The 19575-nt window shown below is 63.6% G+C and carries 19 protein-coding genes; 7 read left to right on the top strand and 12 right to left on the bottom strand.

Features of this window, described 5'->3' with window-relative positions; genetic code table 11:
* Positions 1–100: 100 nt before the first annotated feature.
* The 7 genes from ACIPW4_RS17635 to ACIPW4_RS17605 all read right to left on the bottom strand — a co-directional run bounded on the left by ACIPW4_RS17635 (position 101) and on the right by ACIPW4_RS17605 (position 7884).
* On the bottom strand, positions 101–916 hold the full coding sequence (locus tag ACIPW4_RS17635) for a zinc-dependent peptidase (protein ID WP_400660046.1): 816 nt from the start codon (positions 914–916) through the stop codon (positions 101–103).
* An 8-nt stretch (positions 917–924) separates the two neighbouring features.
* Positions 925–1572: a DedA family protein gene (locus ACIPW4_RS17630; protein ID WP_400660043.1), complete on the bottom strand. Its 648-nt coding sequence runs from the start codon at positions 1570–1572 to the stop codon at positions 925–927.
* A 307-nt stretch (positions 1573–1879) separates the two neighbouring features.
* Complete coding sequence (locus tag ACIPW4_RS17625) at positions 1880–2338, bottom strand: GNAT family N-acetyltransferase (RefSeq protein WP_400660041.1); 459 nt, start codon at positions 2336–2338, stop codon at positions 1880–1882.
* A 109-nt stretch (positions 2339–2447) separates the two neighbouring features.
* Complete coding sequence (gene eutC / locus ACIPW4_RS17620; RefSeq protein ID WP_400660040.1) at positions 2448–3266, bottom strand: ethanolamine ammonia-lyase subunit EutC; 819 nt, start codon at positions 3264–3266, stop codon at positions 2448–2450.
* A gap of 9 nt (positions 3267–3275) precedes the next feature.
* Positions 3276–4670 carry an ethanolamine ammonia-lyase subunit EutB gene (locus ACIPW4_RS17615; RefSeq protein ID WP_400660037.1) on the bottom strand — a complete coding sequence of 465 codons (1395 nt, stop codon included), beginning with the start codon at positions 4668–4670 and terminating at the stop codon, positions 3276–3278.
* A 46-nt stretch (positions 4671–4716) separates the two neighbouring features.
* The gene (gene eat / locus ACIPW4_RS17610) at positions 4717–6165 is read right to left on the bottom strand and encodes an ethanolamine permease (RefSeq protein ID WP_400660035.1); all 1449 of its coding nucleotides are present in this window, start codon (positions 6163–6165) and stop codon (positions 4717–4719) included.
* Positions 6166–6363: 198 nt separating this feature from the next.
* Positions 6364–7884: an aldehyde dehydrogenase family protein gene (locus ACIPW4_RS17605; protein ID WP_400660032.1), complete on the bottom strand. Its 1521-nt coding sequence runs from the start codon at positions 7882–7884 to the stop codon at positions 6364–6366.
* A 255-nt stretch (positions 7885–8139) separates the two neighbouring features.
* On the opposite strand from ACIPW4_RS17605, the gene ACIPW4_RS17600 reads away from it, so the two are divergent.
* From ACIPW4_RS17600 to ACIPW4_RS17585, 4 genes are all read left to right on the top strand, one after another.
* Entirely contained in the window at positions 8140–10116 is a 1977-nt protein-coding gene (locus tag ACIPW4_RS17600; protein WP_400660029.1) for a sigma-54-dependent Fis family transcriptional regulator, read from the top strand.
* Between the two features lie 66 nt (positions 10117–10182).
* On the top strand, positions 10183–11532 hold the full coding sequence (mpl, locus tag ACIPW4_RS17595; protein WP_400660026.1) for a UDP-N-acetylmuramate:L-alanyl-gamma-D-glutamyl-meso-diaminopimelate ligase: 1350 nt from the start codon (positions 10183–10185) through the stop codon (positions 11530–11532).
* Entirely contained in the window at positions 11529–12161 is a 633-nt protein-coding gene (gene ubiX, locus ACIPW4_RS17590; RefSeq protein ID WP_400660024.1) for a flavin prenyltransferase UbiX, read from the top strand. The genes mpl and ubiX overlap by 4 nt, the downstream gene beginning before the upstream one ends.
* A complete protein-coding gene (locus tag ACIPW4_RS17585) occupies positions 12158–12445 on the top strand; it encodes a YceK/YidQ family lipoprotein (protein ID WP_400660021.1) in 288 nt (95 codons plus the stop codon). The genes ubiX and ACIPW4_RS17585 overlap by 4 nt, the downstream gene beginning before the upstream one ends.
* A 3-nt stretch (positions 12446–12448) precedes the next feature.
* On the opposite strand, the gene ACIPW4_RS17580 is transcribed toward ACIPW4_RS17585, so the two are convergent.
* From ACIPW4_RS17580 to ACIPW4_RS17570, 3 genes are all read right to left on the bottom strand, one after another.
* A complete protein-coding gene (locus ACIPW4_RS17580; protein ID WP_400660018.1) occupies positions 12449–13093 on the bottom strand; it encodes an oxidoreductase in 645 nt (214 codons plus the stop codon).
* Between the two features lie 27 nt (positions 13094–13120).
* On the bottom strand, positions 13121–14854 hold the full coding sequence (locus ACIPW4_RS17575) for a C13 family peptidase (protein ID WP_400660016.1): 1734 nt from the start codon (positions 14852–14854) through the stop codon (positions 13121–13123).
* Positions 14855–15033: 179 nt separating this feature from the next.
* Complete coding sequence (locus tag ACIPW4_RS17570) at positions 15034–15489, bottom strand: MaoC family dehydratase (protein WP_400660014.1); 456 nt, start codon at positions 15487–15489, stop codon at positions 15034–15036.
* A gap of 143 nt (positions 15490–15632) precedes the next feature.
* Here ACIPW4_RS17570 and ACIPW4_RS17565 point away from each other — a divergent pair, with 143 nt between their 5' ends.
* Genes ACIPW4_RS17565 through ACIPW4_RS17555 form a run of 3 tightly spaced genes read left to right on the top strand, consistent with a single transcriptional unit; the run spans position 15633 to position 17311 of the window.
* The gene (locus ACIPW4_RS17565) at positions 15633–15998 is read left to right on the top strand and encodes a CidA/LrgA family protein (RefSeq protein WP_400660011.1); all 366 of its coding nucleotides are present in this window, start codon (positions 15633–15635) and stop codon (positions 15996–15998) included.
* Positions 15999–16000: 2 nt separating this feature from the next.
* Complete coding sequence (locus ACIPW4_RS17560; protein WP_400660176.1) at positions 16001–16711, top strand: LrgB family protein; 711 nt, start codon at positions 16001–16003, stop codon at positions 16709–16711.
* Between the two features lie 9 nt (positions 16712–16720).
* Positions 16721–17311 carry an LON peptidase substrate-binding domain-containing protein gene (locus ACIPW4_RS17555; RefSeq protein WP_400660008.1) on the top strand — a complete coding sequence of 197 codons (591 nt, stop codon included), beginning with the start codon at positions 16721–16723 and terminating at the stop codon, positions 17309–17311.
* 127 nt (positions 17312–17438) lie between these two features.
* Here the strand turns inward: ACIPW4_RS17555 and ACIPW4_RS17550 are convergent, their stop codons facing one another.
* Together ACIPW4_RS17550 and ACIPW4_RS17545 are read right to left on the bottom strand one after the other, a co-directional pair.
* Positions 17439–18755: a bifunctional DedA family/phosphatase PAP2 family protein gene (locus ACIPW4_RS17550; protein ID WP_400660006.1), complete on the bottom strand. Its 1317-nt coding sequence runs from the start codon at positions 18753–18755 to the stop codon at positions 17439–17441.
* A gap of 3 nt (positions 18756–18758) precedes the next feature.
* Entirely contained in the window at positions 18759–19451 is a 693-nt protein-coding gene (locus ACIPW4_RS17545; protein WP_400660004.1) for a DNA-3-methyladenine glycosylase, read from the bottom strand.
* Positions 19452–19575 lie beyond the last annotated feature (124 nt).

Raw genomic sequence — 19575 nt, 5'->3', positions numbered from 1 at the left:
AGTGCCCCCGTGTTTGATCAAAAAAGTGGCGGCGATTATAGGCACATTCCGCCAGGCCATGCCACGCCTGGCCTGATGTGCGGGCAGATGTGCGGGTGCATCAGGCGTGGGTTTGGCGGTAATCCGGGTGCTCGGCCTGAAGTTGCGTCAGGCGCGCCAGTGGGCTCTGCCGGTAGAACAATGACAGTTGCTGGTAGACCTGTGGATAAGCTTGATCAAGCAGGTCCGGCGCGCTGAAGAAATACTCGCTGGTGACGGCAAAGAACTCTGCCGGATTTTCAGCGGCGTAGGGGTCGATGGCGGTTTCGGCATCGGGATTGGCGTCCAGCTGACGATTGAGGTCGTCATAGGCCTGCGTCATGGCTGCGGCCCAATCTTCCACGCGCATGCCAGGGTGCAGCGGCGGCAGGCCATTGGCATCGCCACTGAGCATGTCGAGCTTGTGCGCCAGCTCGTGGATCACCAGGTTGTAGGCCTCCCAGCCGCCGCTGGCCAGCACGCCGGCCCAGGCCAGGATGACCGGCCCCTGTTGCCACGCTTCGCCGCTGTGCTCGGCATCCCACGTGTGCTCAACGCCGCTGGCATCGCGGTGGCGCTGGGGGCTCTTGAAGTCGTCGGGGTAGAGGATGATCTCGTGGAAGCCCTGGTACCAGTTCAACTCGCCCAGGTGCAGCAGCGGCAGCTGGGCCTGGGCGGCGAGAAACAGGCGCTGCTCGTCATCCAGCTCGACCCCGGGGAGGGTGGTCAGGTGCTTGTCGAGCAGGAACAGGATGCAGGCTTCGCGCAGCCACTGGTCCTCAGCATCGCTGATGCCGTCGAGCATCGGCAGGCGATCACGGATCACCTGCCATTGCCGTGCTTCGATCGGGTAGCGCGCGAGGGTGCGCTTGCGCCGCCAGGCGCTGAAGGACCACATCTCGGCTGTCAGTGAACCTTGGCTGCGCGACCCAGGCGGCCACGCAGCAGGCCGAGGATCATCGGTACCAGCGACAGCACGATGATGGCGACCACCATCAGCGACAGGTGCTGCTTGATGAACGGCACATTGCCGAAGAAGTAGCCCAGGGTCACCAGGCCGCCGACCCACAGCAGCGAGCCCGCCACGCTGAAGCCGAGGAAGCGCGGGTAGTGCATGTGCGCGATACCGGCGACGAACGGCGCGAAGGTGCGCAGGATCGGCAGGAAGCGCGCCATGGTGACGGTCTTGCCGCCATGGCGTTCATAGAAATCGTGGGTGCGCTGCAGGTAGTCGCGCCGGAAGATCTTCGAATTCGGGTTGTTGAACAGCTTCTCGCCTGTGGTGCGGCCGATCACGTAGTTGGTGCTGTCGCCCATGATCGCGGCTGCCATCAGCAGGCCTGCCAGCAGGACCGGGTCCATACCGCCGCCAGCGGCCACGGCGCCGGCGATGAACAGCAGCGAATCGCCCGGCAGGAACGGCATCACCACCAGGCCGGTTTCGCAGAAGATGACAGCGAACAGAATCGCGTAGATCCAGGGACCGTAGTTGGTAACCAGCAGATCGAGGTAGGCATCGAGATGCAGGATAAGGTCCAGCGGGTTGAATTCCATGTACAGCACCTGTGTTCTTGACCCGCGACGACGGGCACGCGATGACGGGCAATGCCCTGGGCGTCGGCATGATTACCTGTGGGTGGGTAAATTTTCACACATGACAGGAGGAAGCATTATACGGCGAAGTGGGAAAGCTGCCCGGGGAGTTTGTAGCGGGGGGTTACTGTCGCCTTACGCGGCCCTTGTGGGAGCGGCCTTGCGTCGCGAAAGGGCCGCTAGGCGGCCCCAGCAATTTTTGCTGCGAAGCTGAAAAACCGGGGCCGCTTCGCGACCCTTTCGCGACGCAAGGCCGCTCCCACAATGGTCAATCCTGGTTGATCGGTAAAATGTAGTTCTCGAACTCGGTGTCCTTGCGAAAGCCCATCGATTCGTAGGTCTTGCGCGCCACGTCGTTGTTGGCGCTGGTCGAAACCCGCATGCGCACCGCATTGGTTTCCTTGGCCATCTTCTTGGCCTCGCGCATCAGGTGGTCGGCTACCAGCATGCGCCGCGAGTCTTCGGCCACGAAGATGTCATTGAGTATCCACACCCGCTTCAGCGACAGCGACGAATAGCTCGGATAAAGCTGGCAGAAGCCAAGCAATTTGCTGTCATCGTCAACCGGCAAAGCCAGGTAGATGATCGATTCACCCCGCATGAGGCGCTTTTGCAGGAATTTGCGCGAGCTGTCCGGATAGGGCAGCTGCCCATAGAACTCGCGGTATCTGACGAACAGCGGGGTGAGCAGGTCGAGGTGTTCCAGGGTTGCCTTGATGATGCGCATGTGCGGCCCTCAGAGTCCATTTGGGGAAACAGCGGAATGCCTGCAACTTTCATGGGCATGCTGCCCCAATGCTGGCCATCAGTGCAATCCGCCTTCCGTGACATGTTCTTTAATCTTCGCCGAGCAGGAAGTTGCCGCGCTGGGTGGGGGCATTTTCGCTGTCGATGCTATGGACCTCGGCTTCGTCCTTCAGATTCACGCCGGAAAGCTGCCGCCGGCAGGCTTCGCGCATCAGGTATAGCAGGCGATGGGCGGCCATGCCGTAACTCAAGCCTTCCAGCCGGATATTGGAGATGCAGTTGCGATAGGCGTCGGTCAGGCCGACCTTGGGCGCGTAGGTGAAGTACAGGCCCAGGCTGTCCGGCGAGCTCAGCCCCGGGCGTTCGCCAATCAGCATCACGGTCATGCGCGCGCCCAGCAGTTGGCCGACTTCATCCGCCACCGCCACCCGGCCTTGCTCCACCAGCACCACTGGGGCGCTGGTCCAGCCATCGGCAGCGGCCTGCTCTTCGAAACGGGCCAGGAACGGCAAGGTATGGCGGTGCACGGCCAGGGCCGAGAGGCCATCGGCGACAACAATGGCCAGGTCGACTCCCTCGGGGCTGGCCAGGGCATGCTGGCGCAAGCGTTCGGCCGAGTCATCGTTCAGCCGCCGGCCAAGGTCGGGGCGTTGCAGGTACTGGTGGCGATCAGTGGCGGCGCTGTGCAGCACCAGGCTGTCGCGGCCACGGTCCTTGAGCTGTTCGCTCAGGGTGGCGTGATCGAACGCCAGGTGCACGGCATCGCGGGCCTGGGCGTGGGCGAACTGAAAGTCCAGTTGCGCGGCAGTGGGCAGGCTGGTGCCGCAGCGGCCCAGGGCGATGCGCGCCGGGGTCAGTTCGCGCAGGGCCCGCCAGGGGTTGTCCGGGGTAGGGGTACGGTCTGCCATGGTCACCTCTTATGCCAGCTGTGCCAGGGCCTGGCGGAATGCCGGCGGCAGGTTGTCGCCAAAGCGCACGCGGCCATCGGCCTGGGTGAAGATGCCGGTGCGTTGCAGCCAGGCTTCGAATTCCGGCCCGGGCTTCAGGCCCAGGGTCTGGCGTGCATACAGCGCGTCGTGGAATGACGTGGTCTGGTAGTTGAGCATGATGTCGTCGGACCCGGGGATGCCCATGATGAAGTTGATCCCAGCCACGCCCAGCAGGGTCAGCAGGGTGTCCATGTCATCCTGGTCGGCTTCGGCATGGTTGGTGTAGCAGATGTCGCAGCCCATCGGCACGCCCAGCAGCTTGCCGCAGAAGTGGTCTTCGAGGCCGGCGCGGATGATCTGCTTGCCGTTGTACAGGTACTCGGGGCCGATGAAGCCGACCACGGTGTTGACCAGAAACGGTTTGAAGTGGCGGGCCACGGCGTAGGCGCGGGTCTCGCAGGTCTGCTGGTCGACACCGTGGTGGGCGTTGGCCGACAGCGCGCTGCCCTGGCCGGTCTCGAAGTACATCAGGTTCTGCCCGAGGGTGCCGCGCTTGAGTGACAGGCCGGCCTCATGACCTTCCTGCAACACGTTCAGGTTGATGCCGAAGCCGGCATTGGCCGCCTCGGTGCCGGCGATCGACTGGAACACCAGGTCCAACGGCACGCCGCGGTTGATCGCTTCGATCGAGGTGGTGACGTGGGTCAGCACGCAGGCCTGGGTGGGGATGTCGTAGCGCTGGATGATGGCATCGAGCATTTCCAGCAGGGCGCAGATCGAGGCGATGCTGTCGGTGGCCGGGTTGATGCCGATCATGGCGTCGCCGTTGCCGTACAGCAGGCCGTCGAGGACGCTGGCGGCGATACCGGCCGGCTCATCCGTCGGGTGGTTGGGCTGCAGGCGGGTCGACAGGCGCCCGCGCAGGCCCATGGTGCCGCGGAACCGGGTGACCACGCGGATCTTCTGCGCCACCAGCACCAGGTCCTGGACGCGCATGATCTTCGACACAGCCGCAGCCATCTCCGGCGTCAGCCCCGGCGCCAGGGCGCGCAGGCTGTGTTCGTCGGCATCATCGCCGAGCAGCCAGTCGCGCAGGCCGCCAACGGTAAGGTGGCTGATCGGGGCGAAGGCCTGGGCGTCGTGGGTGTCGACGATCAGCCGGGTGATTTCGTCCTGTTCGTAGGGGATCAGCGCTTCATTCAGAAAATGCGTCAGCGGGATGTTGGCCAGGGCCATCTGCGCGGCGACCCGTTCGCCGTCGTTGCTGGCGGCGACACCGGCCAGGAAGTCCCCGGAACGGGCCGGGCTGGCCTTGGCCATCAGGTCCTTGAGGCTGTCGAAGCGGTAGACCAGGTGGCCGACCGTGTGTACGAAACTTGCCATACAGAATCTCCAGAGCCGCGGGATGGCCCGCGGCAGGTGGCAGCGATCAGTGCAGGGCCTCTTCGGCCTTCTGGATCGCGGCGAATTCCTCTTCCGGTGTGCCCGCAACCAGGTGGTGGCGGCTGTAGAACGCAAAGTAGGCAATCAGCACCGCATAGATCACTGCAGCGCCAATCACCACCCGTGGGTCGACCAGGAAGCCCGCGACCACGGCGATGCAGGCCAGCACCAGGGCCAGGCCCGAGGTGAAGATGCCGCCCGGGGTGCGGTAAGGGCGTTCCATTTTCGGCCGACGGATACGCAGGGTGATGTGCGCGGCCATCATCAGCACATACGACAGTGTGGCACCGAATACCGCCACCAGGATCAGCAGGTCGCCCTGGCCAGTCAGCGACAGGGCGAAGCCGATGATCCCGGGGATCACCAGCGCCATGACCGGGGCCTTGCTCTTGTTGGTTTCCGACAGCTTGCGCGGCAGGTAGCCGGCGCGTGAGAGGGCGAAGATCTGCCGCGAATAGGCATAGATGATCGAGAAGAAGCTGGCGATCAGGCCGGCCAGACCGACCAGGTTGACGAAGCTGCCCATCCAGGTGGAGCCGCCGTAGGCCTTGGCCAGCGCCTCGACCAGCGGGTTGCCCGAGGCCTTCAGGGCTTCGGAGCCCGCACCGCCTGGGCCGACCACCAGGATCAGCAGGGCGAAGGCCACCAGCACCAGCATCGCGCCGATCAGGCCGCGTGGCAGGTCACGCTTGGGGTTCTTGGTTTCTTCGGCGGCCAGTGGCACGCCTTCGACGGCGAGGAAGAACCAGATGGCATAGGGGATCGCCGCCCACACACCGACATAGCCGAACGGCAGGAAGCTGCTGGCACCGACGGCGTCCGTTTTGGCGATGTCGAACAGGTTGGCTGCATCAAAATGGGGCACCATGGCCACCAGGAACACGGCCAGGGCAATGGCCGCGATGGCGGTGATGATGAACATCAGCTTCAGCGCTTCACCCACGCCGAAGATGTGAATGCCGATGAAGACCACATAGAACGCCAGGTAGATCATCCAGCCGCCGATGCCGAACAGTGACTGGCAGTAGGCGCCGATGAACGTGGCAATGGCGGCGGGGGCGATGGCGTATTCAATGAGGATCGCCGTGCCGGTCAGAAAACCGCCCCACGGGCCGAAGGCGCTGCGGGCAAAGCCGTAGCCGCCGCCAGCGGTGGGGATCATCGAGGACAGTTCGGCCAGCGAGAAGCACATGCACAGGTACATGGTGGCCATCAGCAGGGTGGCGAGGAACATGCCGCCCCAGCCACCCTGGGCCAGGCCGAAGTTCCAGCCGGCATAGTCGCCGGAAATCACATAGGCAACGCCCAGGCCCACCAGCAGTACCCAGCCGGCGGCACCTTTCTTGAGTTCACGTTGCTGGAAATAGTCCGATCCGACTTTTTCGAAGTCCACGGAAGACCCTGCCGGCGCGCCGGCGGATTGATCGCTTGGCATAGTTCACCTGTTCTTTTTCTTGGTGGCCGGAGGGTTTCCGGGCCGATGGTGATGGGGATTGCAGGAAGCGAGCCAGTATCCATGGGGCCGCTTTGCGGCCCTTTCGCGACACAAGGCCGCTCCTACAAGGGGACGCGATAGCCTGTAGGAGCGGCCTTGTGTCGCGAAAGGGCTGCACAGCAGCCCCAAGTACGCGGTTTAGAAGAAGCCCAACGGATTGATGTCGTAGCTCACCAGCAGGTTCTTGGTCTGCTGGTAGTGGTCGAGCATCATCTTGTGGGTCTCACGGCCGACACCGGACTTCTTGTAGCCACCGAACGCGGCATGCGCCGGGTACAGGTGGTAGCAGTTGGTCCACACGCGGCCAGCCTTGATGCCGCGGCCCATGCGGTAGGCGCGGTTGATGTCGCGAGTCCACACGCCAGCACCCAGGCCGAACTCGGTGTCGTTGGCAATGGCCAGGGCTTCGGCTTCGTCCTTGAAGGTGGTGACGCTGACCACCGGGCCGAAGATTTCTTCCTGGAACACGCGCATGCGGTTGTTGCCTTTGAGCAGGGTCGGCTGGATGTAGTAACCGGTGGCCAGCGCGCCTTCGAGTTTTTCCACCTTGCCGCCGGTCAGCAGCTCGGCGCCTTCCTTCTGGGCGATCTCGAGGTACGAGAGGATCTTCTCGAACTGCTGCTGCGAAGCCTGGGCACCGACCATGGTGTCGGTGTCCAGCGGGTCGCCGCGCTTGATCTGCAGAACCTTCTTCATCACCACTTCCATGAACTGCGGGTAGATCGACTCCTGCACGAGTGCGCGCGATGGGCAGGTGCACACCTCGCCCTGGTTGAAGAACGCCAGCACCATGCCTTCGGCGGCCTTGTCGATGAAGCTCGGCTCGGCCTGCATGATGTCTTCGAAGTACACGTTCGGCGACTTGCCGCCCAGTTCGACGGTAGACGGGATGATGTTCTCGGCCGCGCATTTCATGATGTGCGAGCCGACCGGGGTAGAGCCGGTGAAGGCAATCTTGGCGATGCGCTTGCTGGTGGCCAGCGCTTCACCGGCCTCGCGGCCATAACCCTGCACCACGTTGAGCACGCCTTTGGGCAGCAGGTCGCCGATCAGCTCGACCAGCACAGTGATGCCCAGCGGGGTCTGCTCGGCCGGCTTGAGCACCACACAGTTGCCGGCGGCCAATGCTGGCGCGAGCTTCCAGGCGGCCATCAGGATCGGGAAGTTCCACGGGATGATCTGCCCGACCACGCCCAGCGGTTCGTGAATGTGGTAGGCCACGGTGCCTTCGTTGATTTCTGCGGCGCCGCCTTCCTGGGCGCGGATGCAGCCGGCGAAGTAGCGGAAATGGTCGACCGCCAGCGGGATATCGGCATTGAGTGTTTCGCGGATTGGCTTGCCGTTGTCCCAGGTTTCGGTGATGGCCAGGATTTCCAGGTTCTGTTCGATGCGGTCGGCGATCTTCAGCAGGACGTTGGAGCGGTCCTGAACCGAGGTACGGCCCCAGGCGTCGGCGGCTGCATGGGCGGCATCCAGAGCTTTATCGATGTCTTCGGCTGTGGAGCGAGGGAATTCGGCGATCAGCTGGCCGTTCACCGGGGAGGTGTTTTCGAAGTACTGACCTTTGACGGGGGCCACAAACTCACCACCGATGAAGTTGCCGTAGCGGCTCTTGAAGGAAACCTTCGCGCCCTCGGTACCGGGATGTGCGTAACGCATGGTGTGTCTCCTGGCTGTTATGTTTGTTGGGGAGTTGAAAAGCGTAGAGCAAAGGTTGGGCCAGCGTGGTGAGCCCCTGTGCAATCAATGACTTGGGTAATGCCCCAGCATCGCGCGAAGCCGCGCTGTACCAGGCCTGGCACAGCATGGGTGACACTTTGTACCGTTTGCGACACGCTGCCGGCGGGCACGTTGCAAAGCCTGCGCGGGTGGAGGATGCTGGGGTGAATCTCTATCTGCGGAGAACAACAACTAATGCAGAGCAATTCATTCAGCCGCCATGCCCAGCAGGTGCACACCGTTGCCCGTGGTGAAGCGGGCAGCGATCCTTCCATTGCCCGCTCCTGGCTGCGCTGCCTGGACGACTATCACCTCGACCCGTCAGTGATCGAAGCTCCCGTGGTGCTCGAACACGGCCGCCTGCTGGAAAGTCGTGAGCGCCTGCGCCAGGTGTTGAGCATCGCCGGCAACGAGATGAACAGCCTGCACCAGCAGCTGTCCGGTGCCGGCCATGCGGTGCTACTGACCGATGCCCGCGGGGTGATCCTCAACTGTGTCACGGCGCCCGGCGAGCGGCGCAGTTTCGAGCGTGCCGGGCTGTGGCTGGGGGCGGACTGGAGTGAAGCTCGCGAAGGCACCAATGGCATCGGCACCTGCCTGGTCGAGCGCCAGGCCCTGACCATTCACCAGAACGAGCATTTTCGTGGCCGCCATACCGGGCTGACCTGCTCGGCGAGCCCGGTATTCGACCCCCATGGTGAGCTGCTGGCGGTGCTTGATGTGTCCTCGGCGCGGCCAGACGTGTCGCGCCAGAGCCAGTTCCACACCATGGCGCTGGTCAATCTCTCGGCGAAGATGATCGAGAGCTGTTACTTCCTGCGGCATTTCGAGCAGCAATGGTTGCTGCGCTTCCATGTGCAGGCCGAGTCGGTTGGCCAGTTCAGCGAAGGGTTGCTGGCGTTCGATGGCGATGGCTGCATCTGCGCTGCCAACCAGAGTGCTCTGAACCTGTTGGGCAGCATCCGCGGCGGCGTGCTGGGCAAGCCGCTGGAGAGGTTCTTCGCCTGCAGCCATGATGAGCTGTTCAGCCGTGCCACGCCAGGCGGCAGCACGGTCTGGCCGTTGCGCACCCGCGACGGCCGCCAGGTGTACGCCAGCCTGCGCGGGCAAGCACGGGCGCCGTTGTGGACAGTACCGGCCAGCCTGCCCCAGGCCAGGCCTGCCGTACAGCCTGGCATCTGCTTGCTGGACCCGGCCTTGCAGCAGGATTTTCAGCGTGCCGTGCGCGTGTTCGAGCGCGATGTGCCGCTACTGCTGTGTGGCGAGACCGGCTGCGGTAAAGAGGCCTTCGCCCAAGCCGTGCATCAGGCCAGCCAGCGCCGTGGCAAGCCATTCGTGGCGGTGAACTGTGCGTCGATCCCCGAGAGCCTGATCGAAAGTGAACTGTTCGGCTATCGCGGTGGCAGTTTCACCGGCGCGCGCAAGGAGGGCATGCGCGGCAAGCTGCTGCAGGCCGATGGCGGCACCTTGTTGCTGGACGAGATCGGCGACATGCCGCTGGCCTTGCAGACCCGCCTGCTGCGGGTGCTGGAAGAGCGCCAAGTGGTGCCGATTGGCGGTGAGGCGCAGGCGGTGGATGTGCGGATCGTCAGTGCCACCCACCGGGATTTGCTGGAACGGGTGGAGCAGGGCAGTTTCCGCGAAGACCTGTACTACCGGCTCAATGGGCTGGAGGTAACACTGCCAGCGGTGCGCGAGCGCAGTGACAAGGGGCCGTTGCTGGACTTCCTGTTGCGCCAGGAGGCACAAGGGCAGGTGGTGCAGCTGGCGCCCGAAGCACGCCAGGCGTTGCTTGATTTTGCCTGGCCGGGGAACGTGCGGCAGATGCGCAATGTGCTGCGGACCTTGGTGGCGCTGTGTGAAAACTCGCATGTCGCAATATCGGATCTACCTGCAATTGTCCGCAATGGTGCAAGCCCTGCAGGAGCGGCCTTGTGTCGCGAAAGGGCCGCTGAGCGGCCCCACATTCTCTGCGCTGACGCTGAAACCGCCGGGGCTGCTGCGCAGCTCTTTCGCGACACAAGGCCGCTCCTACACGCTGAGCGACAGGCATTGATGGAGATCTTGGAGGCAAAACACTGGCACCTGACCCGGGTCGCCGAGCACCTGGGGGTCAGCCGCAATACCTTGTATCGAAAACTGCGCAAACACGGCATCGCCAGGGGCGCCTGAGCAAAACACCGGGTGCGAATTCCCGCGCCCTGGGCTACCCTGCCTCGAAGTTTTGCGAGGTCGACCATGCATATTCATATTCTCGGTATTTGCGGCACTTTCATGGGTTCGCTGGCGGTGCTGGCCAAAGAGCTCGGCCACCGCGTCACCGGCTCCGACGCCAACGTCTACCCACCCATGAGCACCCAGCTCGAAGCCCAGGGCATCGAGCTGACCCAGGGCTACGACCCGGCTCAGCTGGAGCCGGCGCCGGACCTCGTGGTCATCGGCAACGCTATGTCGCGGGGCAACCCGGCGGTGGAGCATGTACTGAACAAGGGCCTGCCTTACGTGTCTGGCCCGCAGTGGCTGGCCGACCATGTGCTGCAGGGCCGCTGGGTGCTGGCTGTCGCCGGTACCCACGGCAAGACCACCACCAGCAGCATGCTCGCCTGGGTGCTGGAGCACGCCGGCATGAGCCCGGGCTTCCTGATCGGCGGCGTACCGCAGAATTTCTCGGTATCGGCGCGCCTGGGCGGCACGCCGTTCTTCGTGGTCGAGGCCGACGAGTACGACAGCGCCTTCTTCGACAAGCGTTCGAAGTTCGTGCATTACCACCCGCGCACCGCGATCCTCAACAACCTTGAGTTCGATCACGCGGATATCTTCCCTGATCTGGCGTCCATCGAGCGGCAGTTCCACCATCTGGTGCGGACCATTCCGAGCGAAGGCCTGGTGATTCACCCGACCACCGAGCAAGCGCTGGAGCGGGTGATCGGCATGGGCTGCTGGACCCCGGTGCAGACCACCGGTGAAGGTGGCCAGTGGCAGGCGCGCCTGCTCAGCGCCGACGGCTCGCGTTTCGAAGTGCTGTTCGATGGTGAAGCGCAGGGTGTGGTCGACTGGGCCCTGACCGGCCAGCACAACGTCGCCAATGCCCTCGCCACGCTGGCTGCTGCCCGTCATGTGGGCGTGGTGCCAGCCATGGGTATCGAAGGCCTGAGCGCATTCAAGAGCGTCAAACGGCGCATGGAGAAGGTCGCTGAAGTTCAGGGCGTGACCATCTACGACGATTTCGCCCACCACCCGACCGCCATCGCCACGACTCTCGACGGCCTGCGCAAGCGCGTTGGCGAAGCACCGGTCATCGCCATCATCGAGCCGCGCTCCAACTCCATGAAGCTCGGCGCCCACCGTGACGGTTTGCCGGAAAGCGTCAACGACGCCGACCAGGTGATCTGGTACGCGCCTGCCAACCTGGGTTGGGACCTGGCCGCCACTGCGGCGCAATGCACCGTGCCCAGTGTGGTCGCCGATAGCCTCGAGGCGATCATCGACCGGGTCAAAGGCCAGGCACGCCCGGGCACGCATGTGGTGATCATGAGCAACGGCGGCTTCGGCGGCCTGCATGGCAAGCTGGCCGAGGCGTTGAAGTGAGCAACGGTCCCGAACGTATCACCCTGGCCATGACGGGTGCCTCCGGGGCGCAGTATGGCCTGCGTCTGCTCGACTGCCTGGTGCGCGAGGACCGTGAGGTGCACTTCCTCATTTCCAAGGCCGCGCAGCTGGTGATGGCTACCGAGACTGATGTACTCCTGCCGGCCAAGCCTCAGGCGATGCAGGCGTTTCTGACCGAATATACCGGTGCTGCCGACGGGCAGATCCGCGTGTACGGCAAGGAAGACTGGATGTCGCCGGTGGCTTCGGGCTCTGGTGCGCCCGCTGCGATGGTGGTGGTGCCGTGTTCTACCGGTACCCTGTCGGCCATCGCCACCGGTGCCTGCAACAATCTGATCGAGCGTGCCGCCGACGTCACCCTCAAGGAGCGTCGGCAGTTGATCCTGGTGCCGCGCGAGGCACCCTTCTCGACCATTCACCTGGAGAACATGCTCAAGCTGTCGCAAATGGGCGCGGTCATCCTGCCTGCGGCGCCGGGGTTCTATCACCAGCCGCAGACCATCGATGACCTGATCGACTTCGTCGTGGCGCGTGTTCTCAACCTGCTGAACATTCCGCAGGACATGCTGCCGCGCTGGGGTGAACACCATTTCGGGGTTGATGATTGAGGCGTTTGCTGGCGGGGTTGCTGGTGGCAGGCCAGCTCGGCGGCTGCGCCACGGTGCGCACGCTGGATGCCAACAAGCCCGGGGCACCGGTGGTGTATGCCGGCACCCGGCTGGACCTGTATGTGATCAATGGCGGTTGCTGCCCCAAGGATCGTTTCGGGGCCGAAGCGCCAGCATACCCACGCCTGGACCTGCCCGGCAGCATGCTGCTGGATACACTGTTCCTGCCACTGTCATTGCTGACTGCGGCAGGAATAGGCTTTCAGGCTTCAGGCGGGCTGTAGGGGTTACAACCTGCCGAGCCTGCGCAACTCGTCGGACTCGATAACCCGTACCCCGTCCTCTTCTTCCAGCGCCAGGCGCCACAGCGCCCGTGCCAGGGTGCAGGCCTCGATGCCCCGGTACTTACCCGGAATCAACTTCGAAAACGGTGATGCCAGCCTCTCGCCGAGCCGTGGTTGTACCCGTTCACCCAACAGCAGCGACGGCCGCACGATGGTCAGTTGTGGCCAATCCTGAGCCTTGAGCGCTTCTTCCATCTCGCCCTTGACCCGGTTGTAGAAAACCGATGACTTGGGGTCGGCACCAATGGCGCTGACCACCAGCAGGTGCCGCGCGCCCATTTCCCGTGCCCGCTTGCTGAAGGCCACGACCATGTCCAGGTCCACGGCGCGGAACGCTTGCTCCGAGCCCGCCTGCTTGAGCGTGGTGCCCAGGCAGCAGTAGGCGATATCGACGCGACCGGCCAGTTGCGGGAGAAACACTGCCGGGTCGCCCACCGGGTTTTCCAGATGGGGGTGTTCGGCCAATGGCCGGCGTGTCGGAGCCAGCACGCGACTGATGGTGGGCTCGTTGAGCAGGCGGTCGAGCAGATGCTCACCGGTAAGGCCGGTGGCTCCGGCAAGCAGGACATGCTGAGGCGTCAAATACATGATGTCTCTCCCTTGATACACTCAAGCTTAGCGGCTGGCCGGCGTTTTTTCCTGCTCCTGCGCCTTGGCTTGAGCCGCATTACGCAAGGCTTCCTCGGCCTGATGCTGACGCAGTTGCTGCCAATGTGCCAGTACTGCGGGCGGTGCCCAGATTTGTGGCTCGGAGGCTTCGAAACCTTCCCTTCGTTCTCTTTCGGCAACACTGGTACGCGCCAGTTCAAACGCTTGTTTCAGGTCGTCGGTCTGGTTCAGGGCTTCGGCGAACAAGGCATCGCCAAAATAGGTGAAATCAGCTTCCTCCGAGCAGCCGAACGATACTCGGTCGGCACGGGCCGCTGTCATGATCACCGTACGGTCGTCCTTGAGCGGGGCGATGTAGCCACCTGAATAGCAGGCGGAGATGACAATGACCTTGTCGCGGTCCTTGAGTGGTGCCAAGGCGCTGGCCAGTTCGTCGGCGGACAGGTCGGCCAGCTGCAAGCGCGGCTGGTCCAGCACCAGCTGGTGGTCCTGGCTGCCGTGGCTGGTCAGGTAGATGAAGATCAGGTCTTCCGGGCCGCTGCGTTCGGCCAGGGTGCGGGCGGCGCGGGTGAGGTTCTCGCGGGTGGCCATGGGCCGGGTGGTCATCTGGTCGCGGTGGTTGACCAGGGTGACCTGGCCGCGGGCACCGAAACGCACCTTGAGCATGTTGCTGACATAGTCGGCTTCACGCAGGAACACGCTCTGCTGGCCATCGCCGGCCAGCACCAGGCTGTACAGCTGGACGGGCGGCGCCGAGCGAGGTACTCGCGCCAAAGCTTCGTCGAGCAGTCGGCCCTGGTTGAGCAGGGCAAGGTCCAGCGGGTCGGGCAGCAGCTTGCCTTTCTGGTCACGGATACGCACGCCATTGACCCAGAAGCCGCTCTCGACCTGGCCGCTGGCCAGGGTCAGCTTGCCATGACCCTGGTAGGCGTCGTTGTCGAAGCCGCCAACGTAGTGGCTGCCATCAGGCAATTGCAGGCTGCCTTGGCCAGACAGGCGCCAGTCGACGAACGTGCCTTTGTAGTGGCTGCCATCGCTGCCGAGCAATTCGCCTTCGCCGATCAGCGAACCGTCCTTGAAGTCGCCGATCCACACGTCGCCATCGGCATTTTCGTAGCGGCCGCGGCCTTCCAGGCGGTTGTCCTTGAATTCACCGATGTACTGCTCGCCATCGACGCTGTCATAGGTGCCGCTGCCTTGCAGCTGGCCATCGACGAAGCGGCCGCTGAACTGGTTGCCGCTGGCATCGCTGCGCACGCCCGCGCCGTTGGGCTTGCCCTTGGCGAACAGGCCCTGGTAGCGGCTGCCATCGGCCAGTTCGAGCTCGCCTGCGCCTTCGTACTGGTCGTCCTTGAACTGGCCGCGGTAGGTCTGGTCGGCCTGCTTGAGGGCGCCTTCGCCGTCGCGCCTGCCGTGGCTGAAGGTGCCGGCGTAGTGGCTGCCTGGGGTGGTCAGGTCGCCAAGGCCCTGGAACAGGCCCTTGTCGAACTGGCCGCGGTAGACCTCGCCATTGCTGCCGTGCCACTCGCCCTGGCCATGCCACTGGCCGTCCTTGAAGCTGCCGGCGTACCAGCTGCCGTTGGGGTAGTCGATGCGCCCTTCGCCCTGCAGCAGGCCATCGACCACCTGGCCCCGGTAGCGACCGCCGTCGGGCAGGCGCGCGTCAGGCGGAGACAACGACTCGCCATCGCCGCAGGCAGCGAGCATCAGGGTCAGTGCGAGGGGGAGCAGTGGACGCATGGCGGAATCCGGGCAAAAAGTCTGCCGAGTATGCCGCAGAATGGGGGGCGCAGGTATCTGTGATCCAATCGAAATCGGTGCTGGATTCTTCGCGGGCTCGCCCGCTCCCACAGGGGTTGCACAATGGCCAGTGCTTGTGAAGATCCTGTGGGAGCGGGCGTGCCCGCGAAGAGGCCGGTTCAGACGAAGCAGAGCGAGAGGGGTTCGGCGATATAGGCCGGCTTCTCTTCGCCTTCGATCTCCAGGGTAACGGTTGCTTTGAGCAGCCACTGCCCGGGCTTTTTCTCGGTGACCTCACCCAGGTCCACCTTCAGCCGCACCTTGCTGTCGACCTTCACCGGCTGAATGAAACGCACACTGTCCAGCCCATAATTGACCACCATCTTCAGCCCTTCAGGCATCACCAGGATGTCTTCCATCAGCTTGGGGATCAGCGACAAGGTCAGGAAACCATGGGCTATGGTCGTGCCGAACGGGGTTTTCGCCGCCTTCTCCGGGTCGATATGGATGAACTGGAAATCACCGGTTGCCTCGGCGAACAGGTTGATGCGCTGCTGGTCGATCTTCAACCAGTCGGAGCGTCCCAGCTCCTTTCCAACGTACTGCGCAAGCTCGTTTACCGGTACATAGGGCATCGCGACACTCCAGATTGTCATTTGGTACGGGAGTGCTAGATCATCACGGCGAACCGTTTCAGTCAAGATACCCGCTTTTCGGCGAATATCGGCTTGCAGGCGGCGCGTGCTTATAATGGCCGGCATGCCTGAAGGAGATGTTTATGCTGTTGCGTGGTTTGACCTGGCTGGTGCTGTTTCAGCTGCTGGGCACGGCGCTCAATCACTTGTGCGTGCCGATTCTGCCGGGCCCGATCATAGGCCTGTTGTTGTTACTGTTCTTCCTCATCGCCCGTGGCGAGGTTGGCAAGCCGCTGAACGAGGCCGCGGGTAGCTTGTTACGTTACCTGCCACTGCTGCTGGTACCACCGGCGGTGGGGGTGATGGTCTACGCCAAGGATATTGCCGCGGATTTCTGGGCCATTGCCGGGGCCTTGCTGATTTCCTGCCTGGTAACCCTGGTGTTCGTCGGTTGGCTGATGCAGAAGCTCATCGATCGCCAGCACGGCAAGCACGAGGAGCAACCATGATTCTGGACTGGCAAGGCGCGCTCGACGCCGTCATCCACCATCCCTTGTTCGGCATCGGTATTACGCTGGGCGCTTACCAGATCGTGCTGGCAGCCTACGAAAAAACCCGCTGGATCTTCCTGCAGCCGGTACTGGTATCAATGCTGCTGGTGATCGGCGTGCTGCTGACCTGCGGCATCAGCTACGCCGAATACCGCAAGAGCACCGAGATCATGAACATCCTCCTCGGCCCCGCCACGGTGGCCCTGGCGGTGCCGCTCTACCTCAACTTGAGGCGCATCCGGCAGCTGTTCTGGCCGACGTTTACTACGCTGGTAGTCGGAGGCCTGTTCGCCACGGTGTGCTGCCTGTTGCTGGGCTGGTGGTTCGGCGCCGAGCACATGATCCTGATGACCATGGCGCCGAAATCGGTCACTTCGCCGATCGCCATGCTGGTAGCCGAGCAGATTGGCGGTGTGGCGGCGTTGGCGGCCGTGTTCGTATTGATCACCGGTGTGATCGGGGCGATCTTCGGGCCGGCGCTGCTGACCCGGTTGGGTGTGCACAGCCCGGAGGCACGTGGCATGTCGCTGGGAGTAACGGCCCATGCCGTGGGCACTTCGGTGGCTTTGCAGGAAAGTGACGAGTGCGGCGCCTTTGCCGCGCTGGCAATGAGCCTGATGGGGGTTGCCACGGCGGTGTTCCTGCCGTTGGCGGTCAGCCTGGTGGCTTGAGGAGTTGTGATGACGCTACCGCTGTTTCCGCTCAATACCGTGTTGTTTCCCGGTTGCCTGCTGGATCTGCAGATCTTCGAGGCGCGCTACCTGGACATGATTGGCCGCTGTATGAAGCAGGGTAGCGGCTTTGGCGTGGTGTGCATCGTCGAAGGCGAGCAGGTCGGCAAGGCGCCGCCGGTGGTGGCTTCGATTGGCTGCGAACCGATGATTCGCGACTTCGTCCAGCAGGACAACGGCTTGCTGGGCATTCGTGTGGAGGGCGTTCGTCGCTTCGAGGTGAGCCAGACCGAGGTGCAGAAGGACCAGTTGCTGGTGGGCGAGGTGCACTGGTTGGCCGAACAGGCTGACAGCCCGCTGACCGAACAGGACGATGACCTGCTGGCGTTGCTGGTTGCCCTGGGCGAGCACCCGATGGTCGAGGCGCTGGACATGCCGCGGGATGTCGACGGGCGCCAGGCGCTGGCCAACCAGCTGGCGTACCTGTTGCCCTTCATGGAAGAGGACAAGCTGGACCTGCTGGCGATCGGCTCGCCGGCGCAGCGGCTGGAAGAGATCCAGAAGCTGCTGGAGCGGATTCAGGGCGAACTGTTCGCCTGACTGATTTCGGTTGTCAGTACCGGCCTCTTCGCGGCTAAAGCCGCTCCCACAGATACCGCGCTGACCTTAGGAAAACGGTCATCATGTGGGAGCGGGCGTGCCCGCGAAGAGGCCGGTACAGGCCACCTCAATACTGGTAGCGGAGCAAAGCGTGAGGCAGCGCATACATGGCAAAGAACGCCAGCATTGCGATGCACGCCGGCAACACCAGCCACCACACCTTTAGCGGCAGCGCCGTCAACGGCTGACGGTACTGCACCAGCGTCAGGCTCAGCGCGCACACGCAGCAGGCCAGCAAGGCCCCAGCCATGATGTCGGTCGGCCAGTGCGCCCCCAGATACACCCGCGACAAGGCAATCGCCAGTGCCGGAATGCAGCCCAGCAAAACCCAGGTCAGCCGCATGCGCGGTGGCATGCCGCGTCCCGCGAGCACCGCCAGGGTCAGGAAGAACGCGAACGACGCTGAACTGTGCCCGCTGGGCATGCTGTAGCTGGTCAGCGGGTCGGTCAGTACCTCCGGCCGGGCCCGGGCAAACAGCCATTTCAGCGTGCCATTGGCAATCGCCGTACCCATCAGTGCGCCGCCCGCGAACACGGCATGGCGCCACTGCCGGGCGAGCAGCAGCAAGCCGGTGAGCAGGCCGCCGAGGAAGAACTGGGTCTTGAAGTCGCCGAGCCGGGTCACCAGCACCACGGTGCCATCGATTGCCTGGCTGCGGTGTTCCTGCACCAGTGTCATCACACCCTGATCGAATTCGTGCAGGTAAGGCCAGCCTATGAACAGCCCAGCCAAGGCGATGAAACTCAAACCGGCAATCAGCCGGGTACCATGACGCTGATCACGAATGCTGCTGTTCAGGCTCAGGCCGATAATCACCGCAAGTGTGCCGGCGATGATCCCGGCATCCAGCCAGAAACCTTCCGGCAAGGGCAGGCGCATGGCCGCGCCGGTGGTCCAGCCCGGCAACAGGTAGGCGACCGACCAGCCCGCTCCGGCTAACAGGCTCACGGCGATGAAGCGCGGTAACGGCATGTCGAACATCCCGGCAACCATCGGCAGCATCGGCCGCAGCGGGCCGATGAAGCGCCCGACCAGCAGGCTGGCAATGCCGTAGCGCTGGAAGTAGGCCTCGGCGCTGCCAATCCATTCCGGGTGGTGACGCAGCAACGGCAGGCGGCGGATGTTCTGGTGGAAGTACTTGCCGATGGTGTATGACAGCGCGTCACCGAGCAGGCCACCGAGGAAACCCAGCAGCAGGGTTTCCCCCAGGCTGAAGGCGCCACTGCCGGCCAGTACGGCTACCGCGAACAGCAGCACCGTGCCCGGCACGATGATGCCGGCGATGGCCAGGCACTCCACGCAGGCCACCAGAAAAATCGCCAGGCCAAGCCACTGGGGGTTGGCGCTGAGCCAGCCGGTAAGGCTGTCGAGCCATTGGCCCATGTTTCAGCTTCCTTGATTGAGGATGAAAAAGTCTTGCCCTTCGACTTGGCCCCGGCGCAGCGGGTTCCGTGTGCAGAAGCGGGCGAATTCGGCATCGACGAAGCGGTAGGGCAGGTGTTCGTCGCGGCCGTGGGGAATGCCCAGGCGTGCAGCCTGGATTACCCGTGGCACGGCGATACCGCAGTCTTCGACGTACAGGCGCTCGGGGTCGAAGCGTTGCGCGTCCCAGTGCGGCACTTTCAGGCCCATGGCCTTGCACAGCAAGGTCTGCCCGGCGCACAGGCGTTCGGGGGGGCGCAGCTTGCCGCTGGCATCAGGGTTGTTCAGTTGCATCTGCGCAAGGCTGTTGGCGTCGGAAATGCCATCGACCCAAGGGTAGGCGGACTTGATCAAGACCGCATTCCCCGGGCCCAGGGCGCTGAAGTTGAGTGAATCGCCACCCCGTGCGTAATACATGTAGATGTGCCCGCCGCCCTGGAACAGCGCCTTGCGCTTCTCGGTATAGCCAAGGGACGCATGGCTGCCTTTGTCGGTCAGGTAGTAAGCCTCGGTTTCGATGATCCGTGCGGCCAGCCAAAGGTTGCCGTGGCGATGCCGGATGACTTTGCCCAGCAATGCCTTGGCCAAGGTCTGGGCGTCGCGGTCGAAGAAACTGTCAGGCAGGGCGCGTGCAGGGCAGGGCGTAGAGGCTGGCATGCTGGCGGTTCGTGGCAATAAAGGCGGGGATGATAGCAATGAATGGCTTAATCGAGGCTGAACAGAGACAGTTCGATAAGCGCCGTTACATCTTTCCTATGGCGTCGTGGCCACCATTTACTAC

The sequence above is a fragment of the Pseudomonas sp. NPDC089996 genome (assembly GCF_044748405.1).
In the GTDB taxonomy this organism is placed as follows: domain Bacteria; phylum Pseudomonadota; class Gammaproteobacteria; order Pseudomonadales; family Pseudomonadaceae; genus Aquipseudomonas.
Note: the sequence above shows the minus strand (reverse complement) of the source record. Positions and strands in the feature narration are given on the sequence as shown.